Source organism: Aminobacter sp. MDW-2, from assembly GCF_014250155.1.
GTDB classification, from domain to species: Bacteria; Pseudomonadota; Alphaproteobacteria; order Rhizobiales; family Rhizobiaceae; genus Aminobacter; species Aminobacter ciceronei.
The window spans coordinates 844621-871620 of record NZ_CP060197.1 but is presented as its reverse complement, the minus strand read 5'-3'; the positions used below and the strand labels follow the sequence as shown (position 1 = coordinate 871620).

29 protein-coding genes and 1 tRNA gene are annotated in these 27000 nt (G+C 64.1%); 5 read left to right on the top strand and 25 right to left on the bottom strand.

Features of this window, described 5'->3' with window-relative positions; genetic code table 11:
* Nucleotides 1–7: 7 nt before the first annotated feature.
* The gene (locus H5P29_RS04220) at nucleotides 8–364 is read right to left on the bottom strand and encodes a septal ring lytic transglycosylase RlpA family protein (protein ID WP_067955657.1); all 357 of its coding nucleotides are present in this window, start codon (nucleotides 362–364) and stop codon (nucleotides 8–10) included.
* Nucleotides 365–537: 173 nt separating this feature from the next.
* Here H5P29_RS04220 and H5P29_RS32425 point away from each other — a divergent pair, with 173 nt between their 5' ends.
* On the top strand, nucleotides 538–858 hold the full coding sequence (locus tag H5P29_RS32425) for a hypothetical protein (RefSeq protein ID WP_246670770.1): 321 nt from the start codon (nucleotides 538–540) through the stop codon (nucleotides 856–858).
* A gap of 119 nt (nucleotides 859–977) precedes the next feature.
* Entirely contained in the window at nucleotides 978–1874 is an 897-nt protein-coding gene (locus H5P29_RS04210) for a glycosyltransferase family A protein (RefSeq protein ID WP_067955656.1), read from the top strand.
* Here H5P29_RS04210 and H5P29_RS04205 read toward each other — a convergent pair.
* A complete protein-coding gene (locus tag H5P29_RS04205) occupies nucleotides 1858–3450 on the bottom strand; it encodes an alkaline phosphatase family protein (protein ID WP_083948343.1) in 1593 nt (530 codons plus the stop codon). The genes H5P29_RS04210 and H5P29_RS04205 overlap by 17 nt on opposite strands.
* A gap of 231 nt (nucleotides 3451–3681) precedes the next feature.
* Here H5P29_RS04205 and H5P29_RS04200 point away from each other — a divergent pair, with 231 nt between their 5' ends.
* Nucleotides 3682–4056 (top strand): hypothetical protein, encoded by a 375-nt coding sequence (locus H5P29_RS04200; protein ID WP_246670769.1) that lies wholly within the window; start codon nucleotides 3682–3684, stop codon nucleotides 4054–4056.
* Between the two features lie 386 nt (nucleotides 4057–4442).
* On the opposite strand, the gene H5P29_RS04195 is transcribed toward H5P29_RS04200, so the two are convergent.
* From H5P29_RS04195 to H5P29_RS04130, 14 genes are all read right to left on the bottom strand, one after another.
* Nucleotides 4443–5351, bottom strand: a complete 909-nt coding sequence (locus H5P29_RS04195) for a hypothetical protein (RefSeq protein WP_185910246.1) — start codon at nucleotides 5349–5351, stop codon at nucleotides 4443–4445.
* 271 nt (nucleotides 5352–5622) lie between these two features.
* Nucleotides 5623–5781 (bottom strand): hypothetical protein, encoded by a 159-nt coding sequence (locus tag H5P29_RS04190; RefSeq protein ID WP_154385257.1) that lies wholly within the window; start codon nucleotides 5779–5781, stop codon nucleotides 5623–5625.
* Nucleotides 5782–6040: 259 nt separating this feature from the next.
* Nucleotides 6041–6916 carry an outer membrane beta-barrel protein gene (locus H5P29_RS04185; protein ID WP_154385256.1) on the bottom strand — a complete coding sequence of 292 codons (876 nt, stop codon included), beginning with the start codon at nucleotides 6914–6916 and terminating at the stop codon, nucleotides 6041–6043.
* A gap of 257 nt (nucleotides 6917–7173) precedes the next feature.
* Complete coding sequence (locus H5P29_RS04180; protein ID WP_154385255.1) at nucleotides 7174–7662, bottom strand: YbjN domain-containing protein; 489 nt, start codon at nucleotides 7660–7662, stop codon at nucleotides 7174–7176.
* Nucleotides 7663–7893: 231 nt separating this feature from the next.
* Nucleotides 7894–7978, bottom strand: a tRNA-Leu gene (locus H5P29_RS04175).
* 236 nt (nucleotides 7979–8214) lie between these two features.
* A complete protein-coding gene (locus H5P29_RS04170) occupies nucleotides 8215–8832 on the bottom strand; it encodes a 2,3-bisphosphoglycerate-dependent phosphoglycerate mutase (protein ID WP_067955640.1) in 618 nt (205 codons plus the stop codon).
* Between the two features lie 40 nt (nucleotides 8833–8872).
* Entirely contained in the window at nucleotides 8873–9682 is an 810-nt protein-coding gene (dapB, locus tag H5P29_RS04165) for a 4-hydroxy-tetrahydrodipicolinate reductase (RefSeq protein ID WP_067955638.1), read from the bottom strand.
* Nucleotide 9683: 1 nt separating this feature from the next.
* On the bottom strand, nucleotides 9684–11531 hold the full coding sequence (locus H5P29_RS04160; protein WP_154385254.1) for an ABC transporter ATP-binding protein: 1848 nt from the start codon (nucleotides 11529–11531) through the stop codon (nucleotides 9684–9686).
* Between the two features lie 92 nt (nucleotides 11532–11623).
* Nucleotides 11624–12646 carry a glucokinase gene (locus H5P29_RS04155; protein WP_154385253.1) on the bottom strand — a complete coding sequence of 341 codons (1023 nt, stop codon included), beginning with the start codon at nucleotides 12644–12646 and terminating at the stop codon, nucleotides 11624–11626.
* Between the two features lie 26 nt (nucleotides 12647–12672).
* Nucleotides 12673–13056, bottom strand: coding sequence for a methylglyoxal synthase (locus tag H5P29_RS04150; protein ID WP_185910245.1), 384 nt, complete (start codon nucleotides 13054–13056; stop codon nucleotides 12673–12675).
* A gap of 126 nt (nucleotides 13057–13182) precedes the next feature.
* Nucleotides 13183–14277: a penicillin-insensitive murein endopeptidase gene (gene mepA / locus H5P29_RS04145; protein WP_154385252.1), complete on the bottom strand. Its 1095-nt coding sequence runs from the start codon at nucleotides 14275–14277 to the stop codon at nucleotides 13183–13185.
* Nucleotides 14278–14371: 94 nt separating this feature from the next.
* Nucleotides 14372–15286 carry an SDR family oxidoreductase gene (locus H5P29_RS04140; protein ID WP_154385251.1) on the bottom strand — a complete coding sequence of 305 codons (915 nt, stop codon included), beginning with the start codon at nucleotides 15284–15286 and terminating at the stop codon, nucleotides 14372–14374.
* Entirely contained in the window at nucleotides 15283–16446 is a 1164-nt protein-coding gene (gene queG, locus H5P29_RS04135) for a tRNA epoxyqueuosine(34) reductase QueG (protein WP_154385250.1), read from the bottom strand. Before queG ends, H5P29_RS04140 begins: the two co-directional genes overlap by 4 nt.
* Nucleotides 16427–17119 (bottom strand): glutathione S-transferase family protein, encoded by a 693-nt coding sequence (locus H5P29_RS04130; RefSeq protein WP_067955626.1) that lies wholly within the window; start codon nucleotides 17117–17119, stop codon nucleotides 16427–16429. Before H5P29_RS04130 ends, queG begins: the two co-directional genes overlap by 20 nt.
* A 160-nt stretch (nucleotides 17120–17279) precedes the next feature.
* On the opposite strand from H5P29_RS04130, the gene H5P29_RS04125 reads away from it, so the two are divergent.
* The gene (locus tag H5P29_RS04125) at nucleotides 17280–18086 is read left to right on the top strand and encodes an undecaprenyl-diphosphate phosphatase (RefSeq protein ID WP_154385249.1); all 807 of its coding nucleotides are present in this window, start codon (nucleotides 17280–17282) and stop codon (nucleotides 18084–18086) included.
* Nucleotides 18087–18366: 280 nt separating this feature from the next.
* On the opposite strand, the gene H5P29_RS04120 is transcribed toward H5P29_RS04125, so the two are convergent.
* From H5P29_RS04120 to H5P29_RS04110, 3 genes are all read right to left on the bottom strand, one after another.
* Nucleotides 18367–19134: a sulfite exporter TauE/SafE family protein gene (locus tag H5P29_RS04120; protein ID WP_067955623.1), complete on the bottom strand. Its 768-nt coding sequence runs from the start codon at nucleotides 19132–19134 to the stop codon at nucleotides 18367–18369.
* Nucleotides 19135–19148: 14 nt separating this feature from the next.
* On the bottom strand, nucleotides 19149–20123 hold the full coding sequence (locus H5P29_RS04115) for a complex I NDUFA9 subunit family protein (RefSeq protein WP_067955620.1): 975 nt from the start codon (nucleotides 20121–20123) through the stop codon (nucleotides 19149–19151).
* A gap of 193 nt (nucleotides 20124–20316) precedes the next feature.
* A complete protein-coding gene (locus tag H5P29_RS04110) occupies nucleotides 20317–20775 on the bottom strand; it encodes a DoxX family protein (RefSeq protein WP_185910244.1) in 459 nt (152 codons plus the stop codon).
* Between the two features lie 214 nt (nucleotides 20776–20989).
* Here H5P29_RS04110 and H5P29_RS04105 point away from each other — a divergent pair, with 214 nt between their 5' ends.
* The gene (locus H5P29_RS04105; RefSeq protein WP_067955618.1) at nucleotides 20990–21187 is read left to right on the top strand and encodes a CsbD family protein; all 198 of its coding nucleotides are present in this window, start codon (nucleotides 20990–20992) and stop codon (nucleotides 21185–21187) included.
* Between the two features lie 228 nt (nucleotides 21188–21415).
* Here the strand turns inward: H5P29_RS04105 and H5P29_RS04100 are convergent, their stop codons facing one another.
* The 6 genes from H5P29_RS04100 to H5P29_RS04075 form a co-directional block, all read right to left on the bottom strand.
* Nucleotides 21416–21796 carry a hypothetical protein gene (locus H5P29_RS04100; protein ID WP_067955616.1) on the bottom strand — a complete coding sequence of 127 codons (381 nt, stop codon included), beginning with the start codon at nucleotides 21794–21796 and terminating at the stop codon, nucleotides 21416–21418.
* 597 nt (nucleotides 21797–22393) lie between these two features.
* Entirely contained in the window at nucleotides 22394–23419 is a 1026-nt protein-coding gene (locus H5P29_RS04095) for an Ldh family oxidoreductase (protein ID WP_246787018.1), read from the bottom strand.
* A gap of 5 nt (nucleotides 23420–23424) precedes the next feature.
* The gene (locus H5P29_RS04090; protein WP_154385246.1) at nucleotides 23425–24234 is read right to left on the bottom strand and encodes an ABC transporter permease; all 810 of its coding nucleotides are present in this window, start codon (nucleotides 24232–24234) and stop codon (nucleotides 23425–23427) included.
* Complete coding sequence (locus tag H5P29_RS04085; RefSeq protein WP_154385284.1) at nucleotides 24231–24959, bottom strand: ABC transporter permease; 729 nt, start codon at nucleotides 24957–24959, stop codon at nucleotides 24231–24233. Before H5P29_RS04085 ends, H5P29_RS04090 begins: the two co-directional genes overlap by 4 nt.
* A gap of 257 nt (nucleotides 24960–25216) precedes the next feature.
* Nucleotides 25217–25990: a transporter substrate-binding domain-containing protein gene (locus H5P29_RS04080; protein WP_067955609.1), complete on the bottom strand. Its 774-nt coding sequence runs from the start codon at nucleotides 25988–25990 to the stop codon at nucleotides 25217–25219.
* Between the two features lie 93 nt (nucleotides 25991–26083).
* On the bottom strand, nucleotides 26084–26896 hold the full coding sequence (locus H5P29_RS04075) for an ABC transporter ATP-binding protein (RefSeq protein WP_154385245.1): 813 nt from the start codon (nucleotides 26894–26896) through the stop codon (nucleotides 26084–26086).
* Nucleotides 26897–27000 lie beyond the last annotated feature (104 nt).

The window sequence follows — 27000 nt, the reverse complement described above, 5'->3', positions numbered from 1 at the left end:
GCAACCGTCAGGTGCGCTGCATGCAGACGGACGTATGTCCCGACCTGACGAAGCCGATCTGCTGGGCTGCGCCCTTGGACAGGTCGAGCACGCGGCCCTTGATGAATGGGCCGCGATCGTTGATGCGGACGACGACGCTCTTGCCGTTCTTCTGGTTGGTGACGCGGATTTTGGTGCCGAAAGGAAGCGAGCGGTGCGCCGCGGTCATGGCCGATGGGTTCATGCGTTCGCCCGAAGCGGTCTTCGAGGTCAGTGCATACCAGGACGCCTTGCCGCACTGGGCGGAAGCGGTGCCGGTGAGGGCTATCATCATGCCGGCGGCGAGGGTGGCCGCCGCGATCGCGGGCTTGGCGCGGTTCTTCATCTTCTGGTTAACGCTCTGTTGATAAACACACGGAGCGGTTTCACCCGAAATGTGGCAGCGAATGCGGCAAGCATCGGGCAGTTCCGAGGCGAGCGCACACGTTTGGAGTCTCAAGGTAACAGTTTGTCAGGCCCGTTCGGGACGCAAGGAAGGAATATCTTCATAATTGCGGAGTGGGCGACGAGTTCATCGCTGAATCACTGGATTCGCCGCTGGCGAAAAACTTCTTGATGATACTTTCAGAACGAAAGAAATATCAAGAATCAAGCGAGCGTTGTGAAGATAATCAACAGGGAGGCTGTGTCAAAATGAAGTTATTGCCAAACATCGTGGCGGGACTCGCGGTCGTCATAGGCATCGTCTGGATTCTGCAAGGCGCCGGCCTGCTCGGCGGCAGCTTCATGACAGGGCGTACAGAATGGTTCTGGATCGGGATCGTGACGGCGTTGGCCGGTTGTGTCGCGTTTTTGTGGCTCAGACGCCCCGGCAGGTGAAACGAACGGTTGCACTGCCGGACGACAACACGTCAGACAATTGCAGCTGGGCGCCGAGCCGCTAAGAATAGGCTCGCTAAGGCGTGGCCGGTCCGGTCGGTATTGGGTGCGAGGGGCAATTGACCGAAATCGGCATGACGATTGCGATATGCACCCGCAACCGGGCGCCGCTGCTCTTGCGATGCCTTGCCGCACTCGCCGCGGCCGAAAAGCCGAGCTCCAGCTTCGAAATCGTGGTTGTGGCCAATGACTGCAGCGACGACACAGTGCCGGTGGCGGAGCGTTTCGCCGACCGACTGCCGATGGTCGTCGTCGCGGAGCCGCGGGGCGGGCTGTCCCACGCCCGCAACCGGGCCATTGACGAGGCGCGCGGACGGCTGATCGTCTGGCTCGACGACGACGCCCTGGTGCGGCCCGGCTTCCTGCGTGCCTATGCAGCCGCCATGGCCGCATCGCCACGATGCAGCATCTTTGGCGGCGTGATCGTTCCGCGCCTGGACGGAGAGCCGCCCGCCTGGCTGCTGGCCGGGCTTGATGTGGTGGAGGGCGCTTATGCGGCCCGGCGGCGAGCCACAGCCGATGTCTTTGCCGACGTCGACGCCGATCTTCCGTTCGGCGCCAACTACGGCATGGTGACCGATGCCCAGCGCCGCTTTCGCTTCGATCCCGAGCTTGGCCGGCGGCCAGGCAGCCCGTTCGCCGGCGGCGAGGAGATCGCTGTGATGCGCGCCGCAATTGCCGCCGGTCACCACGGGTGCTGGGTTCCCGAAGCGATCGTCGACCATCTCATCGGACCGGAGCGGCAGAGCGAGGTCTGGCTGTGGGGGTATTTTCACGCCGACGCACAGCAGCGAATGTCCGCGCACCCGGCGTCGCTTCTGGGTCGGCTCAAGGCCGGTAGGGCCTTTCGCCGTTATCGGCGGGCGCGGACGAGGATGGAGCCCCGGGAATGGCTAAAGCTGTTCGTCAAGGCGGCGCAGCTGGCAGGAAAGGCCGGTGTCAGACCGGATCTCTGAGCAGCGTCTTTCCGCTGGGGGCCAGATCCGGGGATACGCCCAACAGATCCAGGATCGTCGGCACGACGTCAAAGGAACTGCTGGTGCCCGAGCGGCCGGCTTCGAGGCCCGGGCCGGCACCGAAGATGAACCCCCAGTCGCCGGTATGGCCACCCGTCCGGCGCCAGGGCAGCGGACCGACGGTGCCGAGTCGCTCATGCGTCATGCCAAGAAGGCCCTTGCGGAAAAGGACGTAGAGATCGGCCTCATGTGGCCCGATTTCGAACGGTGGCTTGCCAGCCCGGAACGTTTCGCGCACCGCCGGTTCGCCGCTCAGCGGATCGCGGCACTGCGACAGCAGCAATTCAAGTTCGTCGAGGAGTGCATCATAGCGTTCGGGCGCCACCTTTCCCGATGCTTCCCGGCCGCGCAGGTTCAGCCGAATCTGTCCGTCGTAAAAGGCTGGAATGGCAAAGGCGTCCATATCAGGCCAGAAGCCGCGATAGCGCGTCGCGGGCATCCAGCCGATGCCGCGAGGCTCCCGCTGGCGGCGAAGCGATTCGGCGTCGCGCCGCCTGCCTATGCCTGCCTTGACCAGCGCGCGGGCAATGGGGCCAGGCTTGTCCGGCCATGGAGCGAGCTTGCGCAGCGTCGGCTCCCAACCCTCATGCTCACCCAGCAGCGGCGTGCCGTCGGCAAGGCGCGCCGCAGGCTTGAGGTCGCGCATATAGGCTTTGCCGAAGCTGCGTCGGTAGAGCAGCTCCGGCAGCAGCGCCATCGCGGGCACGTCGCCCTCGTTCATGCCCATGCCATGCATGGAAAAGGCCAGCACCGTCGCGTCAGGGAAGGTGTCGGCGAGGTCGCCGACCAGGTGGTCGAGCGCTTCGTAGATGCCGATCATCCCTCGCCTTGCCGGGACTGCGGAGGCGTGATGATGGAGGGGGTGTTCGGTATCGATGCCGTGCCAGAACGGCTCGCTTCCGGAGTGTGCCTCGGAGGGAACGACGATCGCCAGATCCCAGTCGGGAAGCCTCTCGCGCAGCAGCCACTGCGCGATCTCGCGGCGCTTTTCGACTGCAGCGATCAGGGCGGCGGCGGCCGCTTCGGTTTTCGCGGCGGAAGGCCAGCAGAAGCCGTAGATCCATTCCGGGGCGGGGTATGGGCCGAACCTGCCGGCAATTTCGGCAGCGAGACCAGGTGGATTGGAATGGGCCTCGACGCCGGGATCATGCGCACCCCAGGCGGCGAGGCCGAGGACATCGCCACTGTCGCCCAGGCGGCAATAGGGCAAGTCGAAGGCCACCACCTTGCGGCCGATGCCCGGCAGATAGGAAGCGGCAGTGACTTCTTCCTGAAGGACGTCATAGGTGGCCGGATCGTAACGGACCGCCGACCAGCGGCCGCCATCGGATGGCGCGAGCCCGGTGGCGACGTGTTCCCAGGCGAGACCCGAAAGCTTGTCGCGGCCATGATCGAGCTTGAGGCCAATGCCGTTGCGCCGCAACCGATCGAGGTTGGGTAGGCGTCCTTCGCCGATCATCCGCTCGACGAGGTCGTGGTCCATCCCGTCTAGCCCGATTGCAATGACGCGCGGCATTTTCCCTCCAGCCTGAGTTCCCCACGACCAGTATTGCTGAGCCAGCCAAGGTCGACAATGGCCGGATAGGACGCGGTAGCCTGCGACACCGGCGCTTCATTGAATTTCTTACCGATATCTGAGATAATATTCCCAGTGCGAGAACGCCCGCTGAGGAGTTCGACTGGCACGCACATAGTCCTCACGGGCGCTCGAGCTTAACTCGAACGTAGCCAAAGAGGATTTTTCATCATGGCAACGCTAAACGTAATGGAGCCCCTTGGGCTCACCCGGCATCGGCGCTGGGAGGACATCGTGTCGATGATCCTCGGCGCCGCGATCATCGTCTCGCCGATGTGGCTCGGCGTGACCGAGATGTCGACAATGATGGCGGTCACCGCGCTCGTCGGTGCTGCGATCGTCGTTCTGTCCGGACTGGAGCAGATCTTCCTGCGGCGCTGGGAAGAAGTCCTGTCGCTGTTCTGCGGCGTCTGGATGGTGGTGCAGCCGTTCGTCTTCGAATATGGCGGCGCTCTGCGCAGCTGGCACATCGGCCTCGGCATCGCGGTGGCGGTGCTGGCGTCCCTTGAACTCTGGCAGGATCGCAACCGCAACCTCGAGGCATAGCAGCAGCGGGAGACAGGAGAGGGGACCTCTTTCGGGGGGCGGTCTGCGAAGCCGGAACGGTACGGGATTCCGGACCGGGGAATTGCCAGACAGAATTGTCTGGTGCGCTTCACCTGCGCCGTCGCAACACGGCATCCTGCGTGTGGTAGCGCCCGGACGCAGCATGTCACCGAGCTGCCGTGGCGGGGGCCTCAACAGCCCGCCGCCCGGCTGCATGTCGAGCAGCGAGATCTCGAAATGCTCGACCAGCCAGACGAGATCGGCCGGCGCAACGTGCAGGATCTCGACCAGCGCCGCGAATTCGCCGAGGCTTGGCAGTATGGCCAGCGCACCGCGTAGGATGTTTGCCTCGTCTCCTTCGACATCCAGCTTGACCAGCACGCGCATCATCGAAGGACCTGCATCGAAGCTGCGAAGAACCCGGTCGAGCGTAGTCGTCCGCACCGGCAAGGCGCCGTTGTCGCCGGGCTTGGCGAGACGAGCCGTTCCTGACCAGTTTGGGTCGACGTGAAGCGCGGCCTGGCCTTCCTTGTCGGACAACGCAGCGTCCAGGATGATCGCCGGCAGCCCTGGCTCGCGCAGGGTGCGTTCGAGATAGGGGCGCGGATCGCCGGATTGGGTTCGACCGCGATGATGCTTGCCCCGGAAGGCAGGCCGCCATTGACGAGCATCTCGCCATAGTTGGCGCCGAAATCGATGACATGCGTCCAGGCATGCTGCTGCAGCAGCAGATGCCAGGCAGACAGGGCGGGCGGATTGAGATTGCCGTCGGACTGGATCAGTTTCTGGGCGCGACGGTCCAGCGGGTCGACATGAATCCACGCGCCGCCAGGCGCGCGGACACGGACCGGTAGCGCGACGGCTTCTTCTGGCGTTCGGCTGCCAGTGCGCCTGTCGGGCAGCCGAAGGAGCTTTTCGCCCAGCCTGCGCAATCGGTTGTGCGGTTTGCGCGCCTCGGCTTTCGCGTTAAGCCGTTCGATCTCGGCGCGATAGGCATGCTCCTGCGTGGTCCATGCGGCCTCTTTCAGCTCCATGCGCCGCACGCGGGCGGCTGCGGGCATCAGGCTGATCGCCGGATTGCGGGAACCCAGGTCGCGATTCCGTCCCACCGTATGTGGCCAGAGATGCAGGTCGGATTCCCTGTTGTCCACGGCCCATGCCGTTGGGCTGAAGCTGGCCGACCGAAACGCCACGTTCATCGAGAGCTGATCCCGGCGCGAGTAGCGCATCACGTGGAAGGCCCAGGCTTCAAGCATGGAAGTGACGCGCGCCGAACGATGGTCGCGGATCATCAAGCCTGTACATCATGGGTGCTCCTCCAGTATTTCGGGGCAGCTCAGCGTGCAGTGGGTGAGCTGCTCGAAAATGCGGGAGGCGTCGTCAGAACCTTTTCTCGCCATCTCCAGGAACTCATCCAGTACCGTTTCCCGGTAGGAATGCGGTGCGACGAGGAAGCCGATTGCCGGATCAGCTCCAGCATTCGTTCGGGGGGCCGTTTCAGGATCACGGAGTTGTCGATGTAGATGGAGCAGTCGTGTTCGGGCAAATGGACATGCGGGTGGATTTTCAGGTTGCGCTGGCTGGTATCGGATCCTGCGGAAACAGCGGTTCGACAACGCGGCAGTCCCAGCTTTCGCTGCGCAGCGCGGGATCGTCGGTCAGGCAGATGAAGGGTAGCTGGGAGCGCGAAGCGACCGGCTGCTGGCTGCTCGTTGAGGTGCTCATAGCCACCGACGAGCACTGTGTAGACGCAGCATTTCATTCCGGACGCCTCAAGGTCTCAGGGAGGCCATGCGGCCACTCCAACCTCACGGCCCGCCATCTAATTCGACGCGCCGGATGGTCGCATTGCAGTCTGAATTCAGTTCGGCCGACTCGCAAGGTTGAGGTGCAGATGCGCGGTCGGTTGGTTTGATAGGTCATCGGCAGGAGGAAAAAGGGCGCCGCGCGGCGCCCTCCTTGAGTTCAGAGGAAACGTGCCGGCTTACTCGACCTCATTGGCGTTGAAGGCGACCCATTTGCCAAGGGATGGCAAGTCGAGCGAGCCGGGTGCACGGTCGGCCTCGCGCAGGGTCGTACCGGAGCGGAACTTGAGCCCGACCATGACGGTATGGAAGTTCTCGCCATAGCGGTACTGGTCGCTATCGAGCGCATGATAGGAAATCTGGATGAATTCGTAGCGGGTGAACAACGAGACCGGCCAGGTTTCCGGGCGGATTTCACTCTCCACGTTGAAGTCGAAGATCCGGTTGGGCAGGTTGTCGGTCCACTTCTTGCCGCCGGCATAAGCGCCGTTGAGCTTCACCGACCAGTTGTCGTTGAGGAAGTAGTTGATGCCAAGCCGGGCGAACGGCGCCTCCCGCGTGCCTTCGTCGTACCTGTCGTAAGAATCGAGATAGCCCGCCTGCGCGAAGACCGAGCCCCAGCCGGTCAACAGCTTGCCTTCGGCGCCGGCGAACCAATAGTTCATCTCCCGGTTGGAATCGCCGCCATCGTCGTGAATGCCAAGGCCGCCCAGGGCGCCGACGAGAAAGCTGTCCGTACGATGGTAGAGGTGGACGGCGCCATGGCCATAGGCGTTGGTCCTGTCGCCATCGGCGACGTCGGGCTTGCCTAGCGCTGCCGCCTGCAGGTCGCCCTGGATGCCCCAGTTGGGCGCGAAGTCGTAGCCCAGTGTTCCATCAAACATCACGGTTGGACGTGTGTCGGCAACTCTGACGCCGCCTGATGATTCTATCCCCATCCCGCCAAGAGTGTTGTGGACACCGGCGAAGGCAAGGCCGATGCGGTAGCCGATGGACTGCTGGTCGGAAACCTGTTCGCCCGCGACCACAGCCGATGACACGCATAGGAGAGCCATGACGCTGGCTGCGCCAAGATAATTTCTAGATTTCACTGTGCCACCCCGGATTTTCGCCTGAAAATTTTATGGTTCAAATATTCTTTGACTGAATGAGTATTGGTGGGGCGATAGCAATGGCACAGACGACAACTTTATCAATATATGAGAAGTAATAATGCCTGGTGGCATATTTGCCTCAGTTTTCTTATCGTGCACGCAAGTATGCAACATGCATGCATCCAGTGCATGCTGCCTGGCAGTCCTGCGCGCGTCGTTCAGCGCCAGCCTATGTACGTCGTGAACTCGGCCATCAGCGTGTCGAAGCGCTCGAGATTCTGTGACAGGTTGGTCGACGAGACGCCGCCGCCGCAGTCGATCAGGTAGTCGAAATAGGTGTTGTCCTTGTCGTTCGAGGCGCGGCCGGCGACCTTCTTGTTGTTCCATTCGAGTGCCTTGTCCTGCATCGCCTTGTCGGTCTTGAAGCTGCTCTGGAACTGGACGCGCCGGCACTTTTGCGGTTCGCCGCCCTCGCAATTGTAGAAATAGACCCAGAAATTCATGCCGGAGGCTTTGGAATCGATGACCGGCAGGTTGTCGCTGTCGACGCCGACCTTGGCCTGATAGCCGGCCTTGGTCATGATGTCCCCGAACTCCGCGACGGTTATGCCTTCCATAACCGTTGGGGCGGCCTGTGGTTTGTCTTCGGCCCTGGCTGCCGTGCCGGCAGCAAGAGCCAGTCCAGCAGCAAGGACCAGACGCAGCATCGGCGGACTCCTCGACGGGTTGTGCTCAATAAATTAGCTCAACCTGATATTATCACCTGCGATGGGTCAGTCGGAAGCTGACCATTCGGGCGATGGAGCCGGCTTCGGCAATGCATGGAGATTGTCGGGGAGAACGGGAGAAAAGGCTGGAAAATGCGGACAACAAAAAAGCCCGGCGAACCGGGCTTTTTGAGTGTCTTCAGACAGTTGGAGCTGTCTGAAGCAGGAAACTGGTGCCCAGAAGAGGACTCGAACCTCCACGCCTCGCGGCACACGGACCTGAACCGTGCGCGTCTACCAATTCCGCCATCTGGGCTGGTGGCGGTGATGTAAGCGGGCGAAGCGACTGTGTCAACGCGCTTTTTCTGCTTTTGCCGAGGAATGCTGCGGCAGGCCGCAAATGTCGCATTCGGGTGATGAGGCTGACGCAGGGGCCGACTGGCTTTCGAAGCCGGCGAAGGGTCGGGAGCCGCGTATGCACGGCTCCCGAATACGTTCAAAAATCTACGCCGTCCTTTGCGCGTCCCGTTGGACGGCCGACGCCATCGCGACTCAGGCCAGCACGTCTTTGGAAGCGACGGTCGAATCGGCGTTGAGCTTGTAGACGATCGGCACGCCGGTTCCGAGTTCGAGCTTGACGATGTCAGGCCCCGAAATACCGTCGAGCGCCATGATCAGCGCGCGCAGCGAGTTGCCGTGGGCTGCGACCAGCACGGTGCCGCCGGAGAGCACATGCTTCTGCATGTCGTGCAAATAGTAGGGCCACACGCGCGCACCGGTGTCCTTCAGGCTCTCGCCGCCGGGCGGTGGGGTGTCGTAGGAGCGGCGCCAGATATGGACCTGCTCCTCGCCCCACTTGGCGCGGGCGTCGTCCTTGTTGAGACCGTTGAGGTCGCCGTAGTCGCGCTCGTTGAGCGCGGCGTTGCGGATCGTCTTGAGGTCGCCCTGGCCGAGAACGTCGAGGATATGCTGGCAGGTGGTCTGGGCGCGCGACAGCGCCGAGGTGAAGGCGATGTCGAATTTGAGCCCGCGCGCCTTGAGCTTCTCGCCGGCCGACTTGGCCTCGGCGTGGCCTTGCTCGGTCAGGCCGGGATCGCGCCAGCCGGTGAACAGGTTCTTGAGGTTCCATTCGCTCTGGCCATGGCGGACGAGCACGAGAGTACCGGACATTTTTGCTCCCTTGGGTGAGGACTGTAGTGGCGGAGTTTGATTAGAGGCCGAGCACGTCGCGCATCGAATAGAGGCCGGGCTTGCGTCCATGCGCCCACAGCGCCGCCTTGACGGCGCCGCGGGCAAAGATGGTGCGATCCTCGGCGAGATGCGACATGACGATGCGCTCGCCCGTGCCGGCGAGGATAACCGAATGTTCGCCGACGACCGAGCCGCCGCGCAACGCAGCAAAGCCAATCGTACCGGTTTCGCGCACGCCGGTGTGGCCGTCGCGAACGCGTACGCTCTTCTCTGCAAGTGCGATCTTGCGGCCCTCTGCGGCGGCTTCGCCGAGCAGAAGTGCCGTGCCCGATGGCGCGTCGACCTTGTGGCGGTGGTGCATCTCGACGATCTCGATGTCGAAATCATCGGGTCCGAGAGCCTGCGCGGCCTTCTCGACGAGCACCGACAGCAGATTGACCCCGAGGCTCATATTGCCCGACTTGACGATGGTGGCATGGCGCGCGGCGGCGGCAATCTTGGCGTCGTCGTCCGGCGAGCAGCCGGTCGTGCCAATGACATGGGCGATGCGGGCCTGCGCGGCATAGCCGGCGAATTCGATCGTCGCTGCCGGCGCGGTGAAGTCGAGCACGCCGTCGGCCTTGGCGAAGGCGGACAGCGGATCGTCAGAGATCGGCACGTTGATGATGCCGATGCCGGCGAGTTCGCCAGCATCCTTGCCGAGATGCGGCGAGCCTGCCCGTTCGATGGCACCGACGACACGCACGCCTGCCATGCTGTGCACGGTACGCAACAGCACCTGACCCATCCGCCCGGCGGCACCGACGACGACAAGACCCATCTCGCTCATATCAGGCTCCCTGAGGCAGCGCGTGCTGCCGCTCTACCATTGCAGTCTCGGTGGTATCGTCCACGAGTCCGAGTGCGGCTTCGTCATGCAGATTGTGGAAGCGCGCATAGACACCGTTGGGGTCGGCCATCAGCGCGGCATGGGTGCCTTGCTCGATCAGCCGGCCTGCGTCCAGCACGACGATATGATCGGCATTGATGACCGTCGAGAGGCGATGGGCAATCACGATGGTGGTGCGCCCTTGCGTGGCGGTGGCAAGCGCTTGCTGGACACGCGCCTCGGACTCGTTGTCGAGCGCCGAGGTCGCCTCGTCGAGCAAAAGGATAGGCGCATTGCGTACCAGGGCGCGCGCAATGGAGACACGCTGGCGCTGGCCGCCGGATAATGTCGAGCCGCTTTCGCCGACCGGCGTGTCGTAGCCCTCAGGTTGGTCGAGGATGAAGTCATCGGCGAAGGCCTGCCTGGCGGCGTCGCGGATATCCGCGTCGGTGGCATCGGGGCGGCCGTAGCGGATGTTGTCGGCGATGGTGCCTTCGAACAGGTAGGGATGCTGCGAGACATAGGCGATGGATTGGCGCAGCGAGCGCTTGGTGACGCCTGATATGTCCTGGCCGTCGATGACGATGCGGCCGCCGTCGAGATCGTAGAAGCGCTGCAAAAGCGCGATCAGCGTCGACTTGCCGGCGCCCGAGGCGCCGACGATCGCCGTGGTCTTGCCGCCGACGGCGGTGAAGCTCAGCTCGCGCAGGACGGGGAGGTCGTCGCCATAGCCGAAGGAGACGTTGTCGAAGCGGATTTCGCCCTTGCCGACAGCGATCGCCTTGGCGTCCGGGGCGTCTTCCTGCCGCGGCTGGGTGTCAAGAATCTCGTAGAGCATGCGGGCGTTTACCAACGCACTCTCGAGGCCTACCTGGGTGCGCGCGAGCTTGCGTGCCGGATCATAGGCGAAGATGAACGCAAAAATGAACGAGATGATGTTGCCAGGCGGTTGCATGTCGACTGCCGAGCGGTAGCCGGCGTAGCCGATGATGCCGGCAAAGATCGCGCCGCCGAGAATTTCGGTGATCGGCGAAAGACGCTCCGACACCCGGGCGATCTTGTTCGAGCGTGCCTCGACGTCGCCGATCAGCCCGTCCATGCGCCTGGCGAGCTGATCCTCCATGGTGAAGGCCTTGACGATGGCCATGCCCTGGACGGTTTCCTGCATCGAGCCGAACAGACGGGCCCCGACGAGGATGGCATCGCGGTTGAGGCGACGCAGCCGGCGCATCAGGTAGTTGACGGCAAAGACCAGCGGGGGCCCGATCAGCAAGGCCAGCAGCGATAGAACCGGATCCTGGTAGACCATCACGCCGATGAGCACGATGAGTGTCACCGCATCGCGGGCAATCGAGGTGATCAGGATGTTGAGCAGGTCGCGCACGCCGGCGACATTCTGGTTGACCTGGGCGATCAGCTGAGCCGAGCGCTGCGACGAGAAGAAGTCCATGCCGAGGCTCATCAGGTGGTCGAAGATGCGACGCTGATAGCGGGCGATGAGGTTGTTGCCGACCTTGGCTAGGACGACCGCCTGGCCATAGGTGGACAGGCCGCGAATGACGAAGGCGGCGAAGGTCGACAGGGTGATCAACAGGATCAGGTCGGCGCGCCGCTCATAAAAGATCAGGTTGATGATGTCGCGCATTATCCAGGCAAGGAAGCCTGTCGTGGCCGAAATGGTGAGCAGGAAGATCGCCGCGAAGGTGTAGTGCCAGATGTAGTCGCGGCCGTTTTCGGCGACGATGCGCTTGATGACGCCGACGATCTCGCTGCGCTTGGAGCTCGGCGTCTGGTTGGGGTCGATGGTCAAACAGGCAGTCCTGTCGCTCTTGCGAAAACTGCGCCCCTCTTAAAGCATGATGCCGCGAGGGGAAACCGCCATTTGCCGCAGTGCGGCGATGGCTATGTCCGCCAGCGCCGATCGCCTGTCTCGATGCCGAAGAGATCGGGATTGCGGGCATAGGCGGCAAGCCCGGCAAGGGCCGCCAGCGGGTGGGTGATGACATAGACCGGCATCGAGGCCATCAGCTCGCGATGTGGTGCCTTGTCCTCGAAGGCCTCGCGGAAATTGCCCCGTTTCAGCGCCGGCACAATTTTCTGGGCGATGCCGCCGGTGAGGAAGACGCCGCCCTTGCTCTTGAACACCAGAGCGAGGTCGCCGGCGGTGCGGCCAAGGCAGGTCACGAACAGCTCGAGCGCCTCGACCGCCACCGGGTCGCTGCCGTCGAGCGCTGCCGCGGTGACCTGTGCCGGCTGGGTCAGCACAGGTGCCTTGCCGTCGGTCCTGGCGACGGCGCGGTAGGTGTTGACCAGACCGCGGCCGCACAGGATCTGCTCGCCCGAGATGCGGCCGTCCAGCTTTTCGATATGTGGGAACACCTCGAAGTCGCGCTTGGAGCGCGGACCAATGTCCATGTGCCCGCCTTCGCCGGGAATGGGAATCCAGCGCCCGAGCGCGTGGACAAGACCAGCGACGCCGAGGCCGGTGCCGGGTCCGAGCACGACGCGGCCGGCACCTGGTTCAGGCTCGCCGCCGCCGATCCTTTCCATATGTTCGTCGCCGAGCGCCACGACGGCCAGTGCCTGGGCTTCGAAGTCGTTGAGCACGAGGATGTCGACGAGGCCGAGCGTCGAAAACATCTGCCGGGGGCGCACCACCCACGGGCAATTGGTAAGCGCGATCTCCTCGCCCTCGACGGGGCCGGCAACTGCCAGCACCGCCGAGCGTGGGCGGATGGGCGAGCCGTCGAGCACGGCCAAGATGGCGTCGTCGATGGTGGCGTAGCTGGCAGTCTGTACGATGCGCGGCTCGCCGGCGTCCTTGTCGGCGCTCTCGACGATGGCGAAGCGCGCATTGGTGCCGCCGATGTCGCCGATCAGGATCGGAAAGGGGAGAGCCTGCGACTGGTCGCTCTGATGTGACATGCCCTGTTTCGTCCCCGTGCCGGCGTTCAGCCGTTCTCCTGGTTTTCCAGCATGATCTCGGCCGTCGCCCGGTTCAACGCCATGGGAATGTCGTAGACGATGGCAAGCCGCATCAATGCCTTCACATCGACGTCATGCGGCATCGGCGTCAGCGGATCAACGAAGAAAATCAAAAGGTCGATCTTGGCTTCGCTGATCAGCGCGCCGATCTGCTGGTCGCCGCCGAGCGGACCGCTTTTCAGCGGCGTCAGGTTGAGGTTCGGGCAGGCCGCCAGGATGCGCTGACCGGTGGTTCCGGTGGCGACGATATGGCAGGTCATGAGGAAGTCGACATGATCGCTGGCGAAGGCGACGAGGTCGTCCTTCTTTTCGTCATGGGCGATCAATGCGAGATGCAAAGCTGGTGTCACTCGGGGTTCATCCAGGCAAGCTAAATCGGTTGAAATTCCATAGACCGATTTCGATCGCTTTGGAAGCGCCGGGTGCGTGAATGCAGCCGGCGCGGCCAACGCGCCCAACCTGCTTGTTGGCGGGGCCTATTTGCCGGCAGGCCGGGGGCGCGGCACCGGAATGTCGACTGAAGGTCGGGGCGCAAAGGCGTTTGCCGTGGCCGGCACGCCGGGTTGGGCGATGATTGGTGTCTCTGCCACTGCCGGAGCCGCAGGGGCGGGCGTTGCCGCATATGCGCTGCCGCCGGGCCCGTGATAGGTGACGGCCGCCTCGTTGACCGGCGAGGGTGCGTCGAGCACGGCGCGGCATGCCTTGGGCAGGCTCGCCATGGTCATGATGTCACGCGCCCGAGGCTTGGCCGGGCCGGTAGCCGGACGCCACGGCTCTTCGGTGAACCACCAGGCCAGCGACTTGTCGCAGCCGTCGCCGCGCGGCGTCGCATCCTGCTCCTTGCAGCCCTGCGAACCCGGCTGGCAGCCGATGCGGACGTGGAAATGATAGTCGTGGCCCCAGAACGGGCGCACCTTGCGCAGCCACGAGCGGTCGCCGGTGACGGTGTCGCAGAGTTTCTTCTTGATGCCCGGATTGACCAGGATGCGCTCGACCTCCGGGTAGCTCGCCGCGCGCTCGAGCAGGCGCGTATGCGCCGGCGTCCAGCGCTTCTCGATGACACGATGGGTCTTTTCGTTGACCATCGACACCGCGCTCATGTTCTCGCGCTCGGTCGGCGACAGCCTGTGGTCGGGCATCGGCGTCAGCCAGATGTCGGCGTCGAGGCCGATCTGGTGCGAGGCGTGGCCTGATAGCATCGGGCCACCGCGCGGCTGCGAGATATCGCCGACCAGAAGGCCGGGCCAGCCGTCCTGGGTGGCTTCCCGCGACAGCTTCTCGATCAGCGCGATCATCTTGGGATGGCCCCAACGCCGGTTGCGCGACAGCCGCATCGCCTGCCAGGTCGGGCCGTCGGTGGCGATCGCCACGCCGCCGGAGAAACAACCCTTGGAGTAGAAGCCGTAGGACGCGGGCGCGATCGCTGCCGGCAGCTTCTTGTTGCCGAACAGGTCCTTGGCGAGCTCCGCAGCGCTGGCCGCCTGGATGTCGGTACCGACAAGGCCAAGCGTTGCCGCCGCCATCAGGAGCCGCCCCGCCTTGCCAAGAAGTCCGCTGAAAATTGTCGTCATGGAACCCGATCCTCTCAGCCAGCTTGGGCTGCCACGGTTACCTAGAGGTAAATTTCGGCACCCGCACCCCGGTCATTCTTTGCGCGACTTCCGCTCAGCCCTGCCTGATCAGGCTGCGCCTGTCGCTTTCGCCTTCGCCGCGCCAGCTGCCGTCGGCCCACATGCTGTCCAGCGCCTTGCGATAGTTGGACATGCCGAAGGCGAAGCCGAGCGCCTTGATGGCGGTGTTGGCGACACGTTTGTTTTCGCCATAGAAGGACCGCGCCATGGGCGAAAGTTGGGCGGTCTCGAACGGAATTTCGGGCGGCGGTGCAACGCCCATCTTTTCGGCCGCATAGGCGACGACGTCCTGCGGCGGTGCCGGCTCGTCGTCGGTGACGTTGAAGACCCCGCCATAGTCGCCCTCGGCGAGGAACCACAGCGCACTGGCAATGTCCTGCACATGGATGCGGTTGAAGACCTGGTCCTTCTTGACCAGCCGCTTGGCGGTGCCGTTTTCGAGATTGACGAAGGCATTGCGGCCGGGGCCGTAAATGCCGGACAGGCGCAGGATGGCGACTGGGCGCGCGATCTGTTCGCCAAGTGCATGCCACGCTTGTTCGGCCTCGAGGCGCATGGTCGATCGCCCCGGTTTGGGCCGGCACGTGGCGGTTTCGTCGATCCAGGCACCGCCATGGTCGCCATAGACGCCGACGGTCGAGAGATAACCGATCCAGCGCAGCAGCGGCATGTCGTGCGTGATCGCCTCGCGGGCGGCGTTGAGCACGGGATCGCCATCATCGCCGGGAGCGGCGGAGACGACGAGATGCGTGGTCCTGGCCAGTTGCGCCCTGATTTCGGGGGTGAGGTGGCCGTCGAAGACGAAGGGCTCGATACCAGCGGCTTCGAGCGCCGGAAACTTGTCCTGAGAACGCGTCGTTCCGGCAACGCTAAGGCTTTGCGGGCGCATCTGCGCAAATGCCTTGCCGGAATAGCCGGCGCCGAAGATGAAAAAGGTCTGCTCGGTCATGACTGCGTCCGCGACTGTTCGACTTGGGTGAGCCCGGCCTGCCATTCCGCGATCACGTCGTTATCGGTTTCGACCTTCAGCATCTGTTCTGCAAGAGCCGAAAACGTCGCGTCGGGCAGCAGCCGCGACAATGCCCAGACGGCGGCACCGCGCACCAGAGGCGAGGTGTCGGAGAGCAACGTCCGGCATGGTGCGATCAGCGTGGCGTCGGCGGAATTGCCTGATGCGATCAACACGTTGCGGACGAAGCGGTCGCGGCCGATGCGCTTGACCGGCGAACCGGAGAAGAAGGTCCGGAACGTCGCGTCGTCGAGGGAAAGCAATTCGGCAAGGCGCGGCTCGCGCAGATCGTCGCGGGCGGCGAGTTTCTGCTCCGATGCGGCCTGGGCGAACTTGTTCCAAGGGCAGGCCGCAAGGCAGTCGTCGCAGCCATAGATGCGGTTACCGATCTTTGGGCGGAATTCGAGCGGGATCGGACCCTTGTTCTCGATGGTGAGATAGGAGATGCAGCGCCGCGCGTCGATGCGGTAGGGCGCCAGGAACGCTTCTGTCGGGCAGGCGTCGAGGCAAGCGCGGCAGGAGCCGCAGCGGTCGATTTCGGCCTCGTCAGGTGCTAGCTCTGCTGTCGTGAAGATGGTGCCGAGGAACAGCCACGAGCCGAATTCGCGGCTGACCAAATTGGTGTGCTTGCCTTGCCAGCCGAGGCCGGCGGCTTCGGCGAGCGGCTTTTCCATTACCGGCGCCGTGTCGACGAACACCTTCACGTCGCCGCCGGCACGGGACACGATCTTGCCGGCGATCTCCTTCAGCCGGCCCTTCATGACGTCGTGATAGTCGCGGTTGCGAGCGTAGACCGAGATCGCCGCCCGGTCGGACATGGCCTGCAGCGCGCGCGGGTCGCTGTCCGGCCCATAATTCATGGCGAGCACGACGATCGAACGCACCTCGGGCCACAGCACTGAAGGTTCGCTGCGCCGTTCCAGCGTCTCCGCCATCCAGGCCATCGAGCCGTGCAGGCCTTCGCCGACGAACTGGGCGAGGCGGGCAGGCGCGAGCGGGATGGCGTCGGGGCGCGTGACGGCGATGGCAGCGAAGCCGGCGCGGCTGGCTTCGCGCTCGATCAGCTGGCGCAGCGCGCTCTCAGAAATCGAGGTCCGCATAATGCGATGCCGGGGTCAGCCCGCGCACCCGGTCGGCGAGCAGGGGCCGGAAGGACGGGCGCGACTTGACGCGTGTGTACCATTCGCGCGCCGAGGAATATTCGCGCCAGTCGATCTCGCCGAGATAGTCGAGCACCGAAAGCGATGCGGCGGCGGCAAGGTCGGCATAGGTGATGCGCGACCCGGCGAGCCAGTGGCGCGTGCCGGCGAGCCAGTTGGTGTATTTCATATGCTGGCGAATGTTGGCGCGGGCAGCACGAATGGCCGCCGAATCGGGCGAACCGCCGCCGGCCGCTTCCGGCATCAGCGGCTTCAGCACGCGCTCGCGCACCAGATGCCGGGTCACTTCGCTTTCGGTCTTGGTCAGGTACCAGTCGGTCAGGCGGCGGATTTCGGCGCGTTCCATCGGGTCTTCGGCGAACAGCCGACGCTCGCGCTTGAGCACGCCGCGGGTCTCGTCGACATATTCGGAAATGATCATCGCGCCGACGATCGGCACGTCGCCCTCGGCCAGGAGCACCGGCAGCGTTCCGGCCGGGTTGAGCGACAGGAACTCCTTGCGCCGCGTCCACGGCTTCTCCTCGATCAGCGCCAGCTCCTCGCCATACTCGCCGAACGCCAAACGGACGAAACGGCATGTGGCAAACATCGGGTGGTGGAAAAGCGTCAGCATGGTCCTGCGAAATTCGTGATCGATGGCGCTCTGGCGAATCGCCTGAGGCGTCGTTAGAGCTTCTGCGGCCCGGCTCGCCGGGCTCTCGGGCGACCCGACCTATAGGGTGAGTTCCGCCGCATGACAAGCAATCGCGCATGAACGCCTCGCGGGGATGGGAATGGATAGCCAGACAATCATCAATGCTTTGCTGCTCGGGCTGCTCGAGGGCCTGACGGAATTCATCCCCGTGTCCTCGACCGGCCATATCCTGCTTGCCGGCCATTTCCTCGGTTTCAACTCGACCGGCAAGACTTTCGAGATCCTGATCCAGCTCGGTGCTATCCTGGCGATCCTGTCGGTTTACGCGACCAGGCTGTGGCAGATGTTGGTCACCTTGCCGTCGGACCCGAAGACGCAGCGTTTCGTCGCAGGCATCCTGATCGCCTTCCTGCCGGCGGCCGTGATCGGTGCCCTGGCGCATGATTTCATCAAGACGGTGCTGTTCGAATCGCCGCGGCTGATCTGTGTCATGCTGATCCTCGGCGGCCTGGTGCTGTTGTTCCTCGACAGGCTCGACCTCAAGCCGCGCTATGGCGACGTCACCAATTTCCCGCTGTCGGTCTATCTCAAGATCGGCCTGTTCCAGTGCCTGGCGATGATCCCCGGCACCTCGCGCTCTGGCGCCACCATCGTCGGCTCGTTGCTGATGGGCGTGGAGAAGCGCGCGGCGGCCGAGTTCTCGTTCTTTCTGGCGATGCCGACAATGGCCGGCGCCTTTGCCTATGACCTCTACAAGAACCGGGACATCCTGTCGGCAGCTGACTTGCCGGTGATTTCGGTCGGCTTTCTTGCCGCCTTCATCACCGCGCTGATCGTGGTGCGGCACCTGCTCGACTATGTTTCCCGCAACGGTTACGCGCTGTTTGGCTGGTGGCGCCTGCTGGTCGGCGGCGCCGGGCTGATCGCACTGATGGTGTGGGGCTGATCGCCCCGAGGCGGTCTGTTCAGGGTGAGCCGTCCGTCAGGAAATCGCGCCGTTAGAAAATTGCGCCGTTAGAAAATTGCAAAGACGACGACGATCACCACAACCCACACGGCACCGCTCACAACCGCGCCGAAGGCTATACCCCTGCCGAAGTTGTCGTCTTCCATGGCACCCTCCGCACACCACTGCAGGCTCTTGCGTCCAGGCAAATTCAGGTAGCCTGCAATGATAACGGTGCGGCTCCGAAAAGGTTGCAACCTGTGATTGGACGGGTTGGGCCTCAGGCGAGGGTCGTCAGTCCACGCCTGAGCAGGTCCAGCGCCAGCACGGTGATGGCGATCTTGAACCATTTGCGGAAGCTCTCTTCCGGCATGCGTTCGAGCAGCTTGGTGCCGTAGACGGTACCGAGATAGCCCGAGACGATCATTGCGCCGATCAGCGGCAGCCAGTCCCCGAAGGCAAAGCCGGCGAGGCCGAAAACGATGATCTTGAGCCCATGCTGGGCAACCATGCCGGCGGCATGGGTGGCGACGAGCGCCTTGCGGTCATTGGCGAAGAACTGCGCGAACAGCACCGAGACCAGCGGCCCGGTGGCGCCGACGAGCATGCCGATCAAAGCGACGATGACGCTGCCGATCGCAAGCCCGGTGCGAGTCAGTTTGTCGATGCCGGGAACCTTGGTCCAGGTGATGGCGATGACGAAGGCGCCGAGCACCAGCTTGAGCCAGGCGTCGGGCAGCTGGATGACGACGAAGGCGCCGATGACGGCACCGACGATCGAGCCGGCAATGAAGGGGGCGGCGACGTCCATGCGCACATTGGCGCGTTGGTGCCAGGCGCGGCCGCTGTTGGAGCCGAGCTGCACCGCGCCATGGACGGGGATAAGCGCGGCCACCGGCACGAACAGGCCCATCAGCGTCAGCATGGCGATGCCGCCGCCGACACCGAAAGCGGCGGTCAGCGCCGAGGTGAAGGCGCTGGCGATGATGAGAACAATCCCGATGAGCGGGTCGAGTCCCTCAGGCAGGAGCAAGGCGAGGGCGTCCATGCGCCCTCAGCCGGTCAGGCTTCTGTCCGGCGCGTGAACTGGCCGGCGGCGCGGTAGCGCCAGAGGTAGCTGGGCAGGATCGATGCTGTCGACTTGGGGGCGATGCCCGTGGCTGCGATGGTGCGGCCTTCGTCGAGGGCTGCCTTCGACACGACATTGTCGGAGCGCAGCAAAAGGACTTGGTCCTTGGTCAGCAGCGGATTGGGCAGCATGCCGAGGATCGAGGCCTGCAGGTTGGCGATCGACCACGGCACCGGCACCAGCGTGCGCTTGCGGTCGATGACCTCGAGCATCTCTTCCATGCACTGCTTGAAGCTTAGCACCTGCGGGCCGCCGATCTCATAGATCGAGCCGCCCTTGACCTTGCCGTCGACGGCGCGCGCGACCGCTTCGGCAACGTCGCCGACATAGATCGGCTGGAAGCGGGTTTCGCCTCCACCGATAAGCGGTAGCACCGGCGAGAAACGCGCCATATTGGCGAAACGGTTGAAGAACTGGTCCTCGGGGCCGAAGACGATCGACGGGCGGTAGATCACCGCGTTTGGCAGCGTGTCCTGGACGGCCTTTTCGCCGCGCGCCTTGGTCTGGGCGTAGAGCGAGGGCGAATTGGCGTCGGCGCCAAGGGCCGAGACATGGGTCAGCGTGGCGCCGACGGCGCGCGCCGCCTCGGCGACGGCGCGGGCGCCGAATTCCTGCACCGTCGAGAAACGCTGGCGTCCGCCTTCATGCAGGATGCCGACGAGGTTGACGACGTGCGAGGCGCCCTGGACGGCGCGGTCGACCGACCAGCGCACGCGCAGATTGGCCTGCACCGGCTGGATCTGGCCGACATTGCCGAGCGGCTGCAGGTGGAAGGCGAGGTCGGGCCGACGGCAGGCGACGCGCACGAGATACCCGCGCTTGGCCAGCGCCCGCACGACATGGCGGCCGAGGAAGCCGGACCCGCCGAAAACGGTCACGAGTTGCGGGGTCTGCAGAATTTCAGTCATCGCTGGCTCCGGTCGCCAAAAGGGGCAGAAGATGTAGCGTTTCTTAGCCCGTTTCGCAAAAAAGGCAATCATCGAGCGACTGCACGGAGCGGCCCGCGCCGATCTGGCGCGGGCATGCGGCTTGCCTTGGGAGGCAGGGTTTCGAGGCAGGATCGAAATCCGGTTTTCCGGAAACGACCATGCGGGTCACAAACTAGAACTCGCGGCTGAGGCGTGCGTCGACCGAGTGGCGGTTGCCGCCGCGAATGACGAAGAACAGGAAGATCGCCGCCCAGATGATCGACTTCTCGGCGCCCTGGTAGCCCTGGTTCATCGTGACCCAGTGGAACCAGACGGTGACCAGGAGCACGAACATGGCGGCGAAGGAGGCCGGGCGCGTGAACAGGCCGATGGCGATCAGGATGCCGCCAAAGAACTCGGTGCAGGACAGAAGCAGCGACCAGAAGGCGCCGGGGTAGAAGCCGAGGCCTTCGACCATGCCGGCAGCGCCGAACGGATCGGAGATCTTGCCGAGGCCGTGGGTGACCAGCGCTGCGCCGGCGACGACGCGCAGAACGGTTTCGGCTGAATCGTGGAGGTTCGAATAAAGGCCGCGGAGCGCGGGGATGAACAGTCGGCGGCCGGAATTTTCGGTCGTCAGGGTCAAGGACATGTCTCCGATTGCGGGGCTATGCACGATTAAAATATTGCAATGCACCAACGCCGCGATGGCCGGGTCACGGTCAAGTCAACAAGGTTTGATATAAAGATGATTGACAAAGTCAACTTTTAATAATGTCGGAACCCTGCGCTGACCGAGGCGTTGACCCCTCAGTGCGGCGGACCTGTCGTGCCAATCCAGATCAATCCCCGAAGGAGAAATCGCGATGAATTGGAACCAGATCGAAGGCAATTGGGAGCAGTTCAAGGGCAAGGTGCAGAGCCAGTGGGGTAAGCTGACCGACGATGATCTCGACGTCATCAAGGGCAAGCGCAAGGAACTCGCCGGCAAGCTGCAGGCCCGTTATGGCAAGGCCCAGGAAGAGGCCGAAAAGGACATCGACAGCTGGCTCTCCCGCCACTGAACCGTCTTTCGCAACGCGCCGCGGGCGATCTTCCCGCGCAGAGCCCCGCCGTCGAGCGGGGCTTTTCGTTGCAGGCTTTCGTTGCAGATAGCGCCGATGCAGAAAACCCCGCGCGAGGCGGGGTTCTCCGGATGGCAGCAATCGGGTGGCCGATGTCTGGCGAGGCCGCAGCATTCGCGAGGCATGATCCCAAAGCCGGTTCCAGACTTCTCGATCATGCCCGAGGCATCAGGAGGGTTCCCGGCAGGTCTTGCCACCCCAACCCTGCTGACCCGACATGTTGCCACCTGCGGCCTTGCAGTCCTGGATGAACTTGGTGTTGCAGTCCGGGAACTTGCTGGAGCCGTTCTTGCAGTACTTGTCTTCGGTCGCGCCGCCATTGCCCGAAGAAGCCTTGCCGCTCGGGCCGGACGGCTTGTCATTGTCGGGGGCGTCGGAGATGTCGCCGGGGCCCGAAGGGCCGTTGCCGCCGGGGGCGTCGGAAATGTCGCTCGGACCCGACGGACGGTCGCCGCCGCCCGGGCCGGCCGAGAAGCTGGCGGCATTGGCGCTGCCGATGGCGCCGGCAAGCAGCAGGACGGCGGTCAGGATGGTGATCTTGGTCTTCATTGTCTTATTCCCTTTTCGAGGTTGCGTTTCGGGGTCGCGGAAACGCTCTGGTTTCCACGTCGGAACGATCTTTCGGTTTGGGTTCCCCCCGGTTGATCTGGCGAGCTCACCTCGCCCTGGACATGACTGGGTCGCAGCGTCAGCGGGAAAGGTTCAAAACGAGTTCGAATTATTTTCGCGAGGGTTTCGTGGGTGGTTTTTTGTCCGTCGGGTTGGGGTTCTGAACCGCCACAGTAGTGGAGGCGTCACGGCATGGAGCCCCGGGTTTCCGCACGTCGCTTCGCTGCTGCTCCGCGAGGATGACGAAGGCATTGAGGCTTGCGGCCCATCGCCGACGTCAGTGGTTGGCAGGCTTCGAGGTTGGCTTTTGGCGGGTGTTCTCAATGCAGGGCAACGCAGGAACAGGAGCTGGAAGCTCTCCGCGAGCCTCCGACGTCGACGACGAGCGTCGAGGCCCATGTCTTCGTCATCCTCGGGTGGAGCAGGAGCGAAGGAGTGCGGAAACCCGGGGATCCTTGCCGCGACGGTGAAACCGCCGCTACGGGCTTCGCGCTCCCAACGGTCAGGTAATGAAGTTGGGGCCGAAAACGCCTAGGCTCACTCTGCCTGCCGCGCGGCAAACTCGCTGATACGGGCGTGCAGGGCCGCAGGGATTGCGATCCCCCCGGCCTCTGAGCGGGCCCGCGCCACAGCTTTTGCCGGGCCGGGGATGTGGACGTGGTACTGGCTGGACAGCCGGTCGAGCTGTTCGCGCATGCGCGTTTCGAAGCCGGGATCGAACAATTTCGGGTCGAGCGCCACGATGAACAGCCCGGTGCCTGGCGTCTGGTGGCCTTCCGATATGGAAGGCGCGTCGATCGACCAGTTGGCGCCCGAGACGCCGGCCGCAAGCACCTCGACCATCAGTGCGACATTGGCGCCGCGCGCGCCGCCGAAGGCGAGCAGCACGCCTTTCATCGCCTTTTTTGCGTCTGTCGTCGGCTTGCCCTTGGCGTCGAGGGCCCAGCCCTCGGGGATCGCCTCGCCTGTTTCAGCCGCCTTGCGGACATTGACGAAGGCGGTGGCGCTGGACGACTGGTCGATGACAAGGGGTGGGCCGTCGGCGGCGGGTGCTGCAAGCGAGATCGGGTTGGTGCAGTAGACCGGCTTGGTCGAGCCTGAGCCGGCGACGAGCGCCGGTCCGTTGGTGGCGGCGAGCGCGACGAGGCCGGCTTCGGCGAGGCGGCCGGTGAAATAGCCGAGCGAGCCGCAGGTGTAGGCATTCTTCTGCGAGAATACGGTGACGCCGAACAGCCGGGCTGCCTTGGCGATCTCTTGGAAGTTTCGGTCGAAGCCGGTATGCGCCGCACCACCCTGGCCGTCGGACAGGTAGATCGCCAGCGCCGGCCGGCTGACCACGGGCTCGGCCTTGCCGTCGATGCGCCCGGCCTCGAGCGCCTCGAGATAGTCGACATAATGCGACAGCCCGACGCTCGCCTGGCCGTCGGCCTCTGCGGCAACGGCGGCAAGCGCGATCGAGATCGCAGTTTGCTCGGAGGCGCCGGCGCCGATGGCTGCGGCGATGCACAAGTTACGGGCTTCTTCGAGGTTGAGCGTGACGGTCTCTGTCTTTGTCTGCGGCACGGGCGTCATCCCAGTCTGGACGGAATCTTCGCCTCCAGCTTGCGGAAGCCGAAGACGAGGATGCCGGTGATGATCAGATAAATGAGGGCGAGCAGCAACAGCGGCTCGTAGACGATGAAGGTGTCCTGGCGGACGCGCGAGGCGACCGCGTAGATGTCGATGACGGTGATTGTCGCGACGAGCGGCGTTGCCTTGAGCTGCAGCACGGTTTCGCCGGCCAACGTCGGCAAGGCACGATGGATCGCCTGCGGCAGCCAGATGCGGCGGAAGCGCTTCCACGGGCTCATGCCGAAGGCGCGCGCCGCTTCGAGCTGCCCCCTCGGCACGCCGGCGAACGCCCCGCGCATCACCTCGCCTTCATAGGCGGCATAAGACAGCGTCAGCGCAACGACGGCGTAGGGCCAGGCCTGCCTCAGGATCGGCCAGAGTTCGGATTGCCTGATCCACGGATATTGCGGGAACAGCGAGCCGAGGCCGTAATAGAGCAGCCAGAGCTGCAGCAGCAGCGGCGTGCCGCGGATGACTGTGCAGAACGCCTTAGCCGGCCAGGCCAGCCAGAACGGACCTGCGGCCTGGGCGAGCCCGAGCGGCACGGCAAGCATGAAGCCGAGCGTCACGGTGACGGCGAGGATCCAGATGGTGCGCCAGATGCCGAGCAGCGCCAGGTCGTAATATTTGGGCAGCCAGTCCCAGCGCATGAAGATGGCAGCCGAGAGCACCAGTGCTGCAGCGATGGCGATGAGCACGATGCGGTGCGGCTGCAGCCACTCGGAGCGGGCAGCAGACACTGCTGCAAAGGGCGTGTTTGCGCTCATCGGCCGGTCTCGGCGATCGGCGGCATGCCGCGCCGCGCCCAGCGCTCGATCCGGCCGATGATGACGTTGGAGAACAGGGTCAACAGCAGGTAGAGCACGCCGGCTGCGACGAAGAAGGTGAAATAGGCCTTGGTGGTGGCGCCGGCTTGGCGTGTTTCCTGGGTCAGCTCGTTGAAGCCGACGACGGCGAGCAGGGCCGTGTCCTTGGTGGCGATCAGCCAGAGGTTGGCGAGGCCGGGAATGGCGAAGGGCAACATCGCCGGCAGGGTGATGCGGCGCAGCATCTTGCCCGGCGGCATGCCATAAGCGCGCGCCGCCTCGATCTGGCCCTGCGGTATGGCCAGAATGGCGCCGCGGATGACCTCTGTGGCGTAGGCGCCCTGGACGATGCCGAGCACGCCGATGCCGGCGGCGAGACCGGAGATGTCGACGGTGGCGTAGCCGAACTGTTCGAGCGCCCGGTTGATGAGGTCGGTGCCGGCATAATAGAGCAGCAGGATCAGCACCAGCTCCGGCACGGCACGCACGAAGGTGGTGTAGATCTCCATCAGGTCGCGCACGACAGGACTGCCATAGAGCTTGCCCCAGGCGCCCGCGATGCCGATGGCGAGGCCAAGCCCGAAGGCGCCAACCGCGATCTGGATCGAATTGGTGAGCCCGCGCAACAGGTTGGCGCCCCAGCCGGGCGGCGAGATTGCAAGCAGCTCGACGGCGCTCGTTTGCAGCAGCGGGTTCAGCAGATGCTCGATGTCAGTGGTCCTTCGCACACGAGGTCGTCAAAAGTCACCCTCACCGTCCGCGCCACCTTTTTCCACTTCGTAAGGGAAAGGTGGCGCCTGTCCAGGAAGTTTGGCGCGACCTTGCAGACGCTCGGTTCCTCGCCCCCAGCAAGTGGGGGAGAGGTGCCGAGCGAAGCGAGGCGGAGAGGGGCTTGGATCGCAAACATCATGGCGGCAGACCAAGGCACCCTGCGCCGGCCCGCTCACTTGCCGTAGATGTCGAAGTCGAAATACTTCTTGGTGATCTCGGCGTATTTGCCGTTGTCGCGGATGCCCTTGATGGCGGCGTTGAACTTGTCCTTCAGCTCGGTGTCGCCCTGGCGCAGGCCGACGCCGACGCCCGGTCCGAGCACTTCGAGGTCTTCGGCGACGTCGCCCTTCATGTCGCAGCAGGCCTTGCCGGCATCGGTGGCGAGGTAGGTGTTGAGCGAGAGCGAATCCGCCTGCACTGCATCGATGCGGCCAGCCGCAAGGTCGGCCTGGGCCTCGTCCTGGGTCTGGTAGATCTTGATCTCGGCAGCGGTGGAACCGAAGTGCTTCTTGGCGTAGGCCTCGTGCACGGTCGATACCTGGACGCCGATGATCTTGCCTTTCAGCCCTTCCGGCGTGGCGTCGAACTTGGCGTCCTTGGAGCCGATGATGCCGGTCGGGGTGTTGTAGTATTTGTCGGAGAAGTCGATCGACTTCTTGCGCTCGTCGGTGATCGACATCGAGTTGATGATGGCGTCGATCTTCTTGGAGTTGAGCGCCGGGATGAGGCCGTCCCAGGCGGTCATGGTGACCTCGCACTGGAGCTTGGCTTCGGCGCAGAGCGCCTCGATCATGTCCATTTCCCAGCCGCCCCATTTGCCGGAAGCGTCGGGCGAGGCGAAGGGCGGGTAGGGTTCGGGCGCCATGCCGACCTTGATCGACTGGGCGCTGGCGCTTCCGGCGCCGAGAACCAAGGCCAGGGCCACAGTTGCAAGCAGAGATTTCATGCTGTCACTCCCGTTATCGTTTGTTTTTGACGTTCCCTTGATTTCGTCCGCTCGTCTGGGTTTTGCGCATGGTCCGTTCCATCGGGGACTACGCTAGCCGATGCTGCGGATGAATTGCTTTAGGCGTTCCGACTTCGGCGCGCCGAAAATCTGTTCGGGCGGCCCCTCCTCCTCGACCTGCCCGTTGAAGAGATAGATCACATGCGTCGCCACCTCGCGGGCGAACTTCATCTCGTGGGTGACCAGCACCATGGTACGGCCCTCGCGGGCGAGGTCGCCGATGACCTTGAGCACTTCGCCGACCAGCTCGGGATCGAGCGCCGAGGTCGGCTCGTCGAAAAGCATGACGCGCGGCTGCACAGCGAGCGCGCGTGCAATCGCAGCGCGTTGTTGCTGGCCGCCGGAGAGATAGGCCGGATAGACGTCGCGTTTCTCGGCGAGGCCGACACGGGCGAGCAGCCGCTCGGCTTCTGCAATGGCATCCATGCGCTTGATGCCGAGCACATGCACCGGCACCTCGATGACGTTTTCCAGGAGCGTCATGTGGCTCCACAGATTGAAGCTCTGGAACACCATGCCGAGGCGCGAGCGGATGCGCTCGATCTGACGGCGGTCGGCGGGGATGCTGTCGCCGAAACCATTGGGCTTGAGGCGGATCTCCTCGCCATTGACCCGGATGATGCCGCTGGTCGGGTTTTCCAGGCAGTTGATGCAGCGCAGCAGCGTCGACTTGCCGGAGCCCGAGCCGCCGATGATCGCCACCACCTCGCCATCGCGGGCCGACAGCGACACACCCTTCAGCACATGCAGCTGGCCGAACTTCTTGTGCAGGTTCTCGACATGGATGGCTTCGGCGGCGAGGCCGCTGGTCGGGGCAGGGTGCTTGGCTGCATCGACCGCAACCATCAGCGATGGCCCCGGCGTATGAACGTTGTCCCGTCAGCTGGCGATCGGCTGCTCATGGTCGCGTCGCGATGTTCCCCTGGGCGGGGAGAGTGGACCCTTCTGCC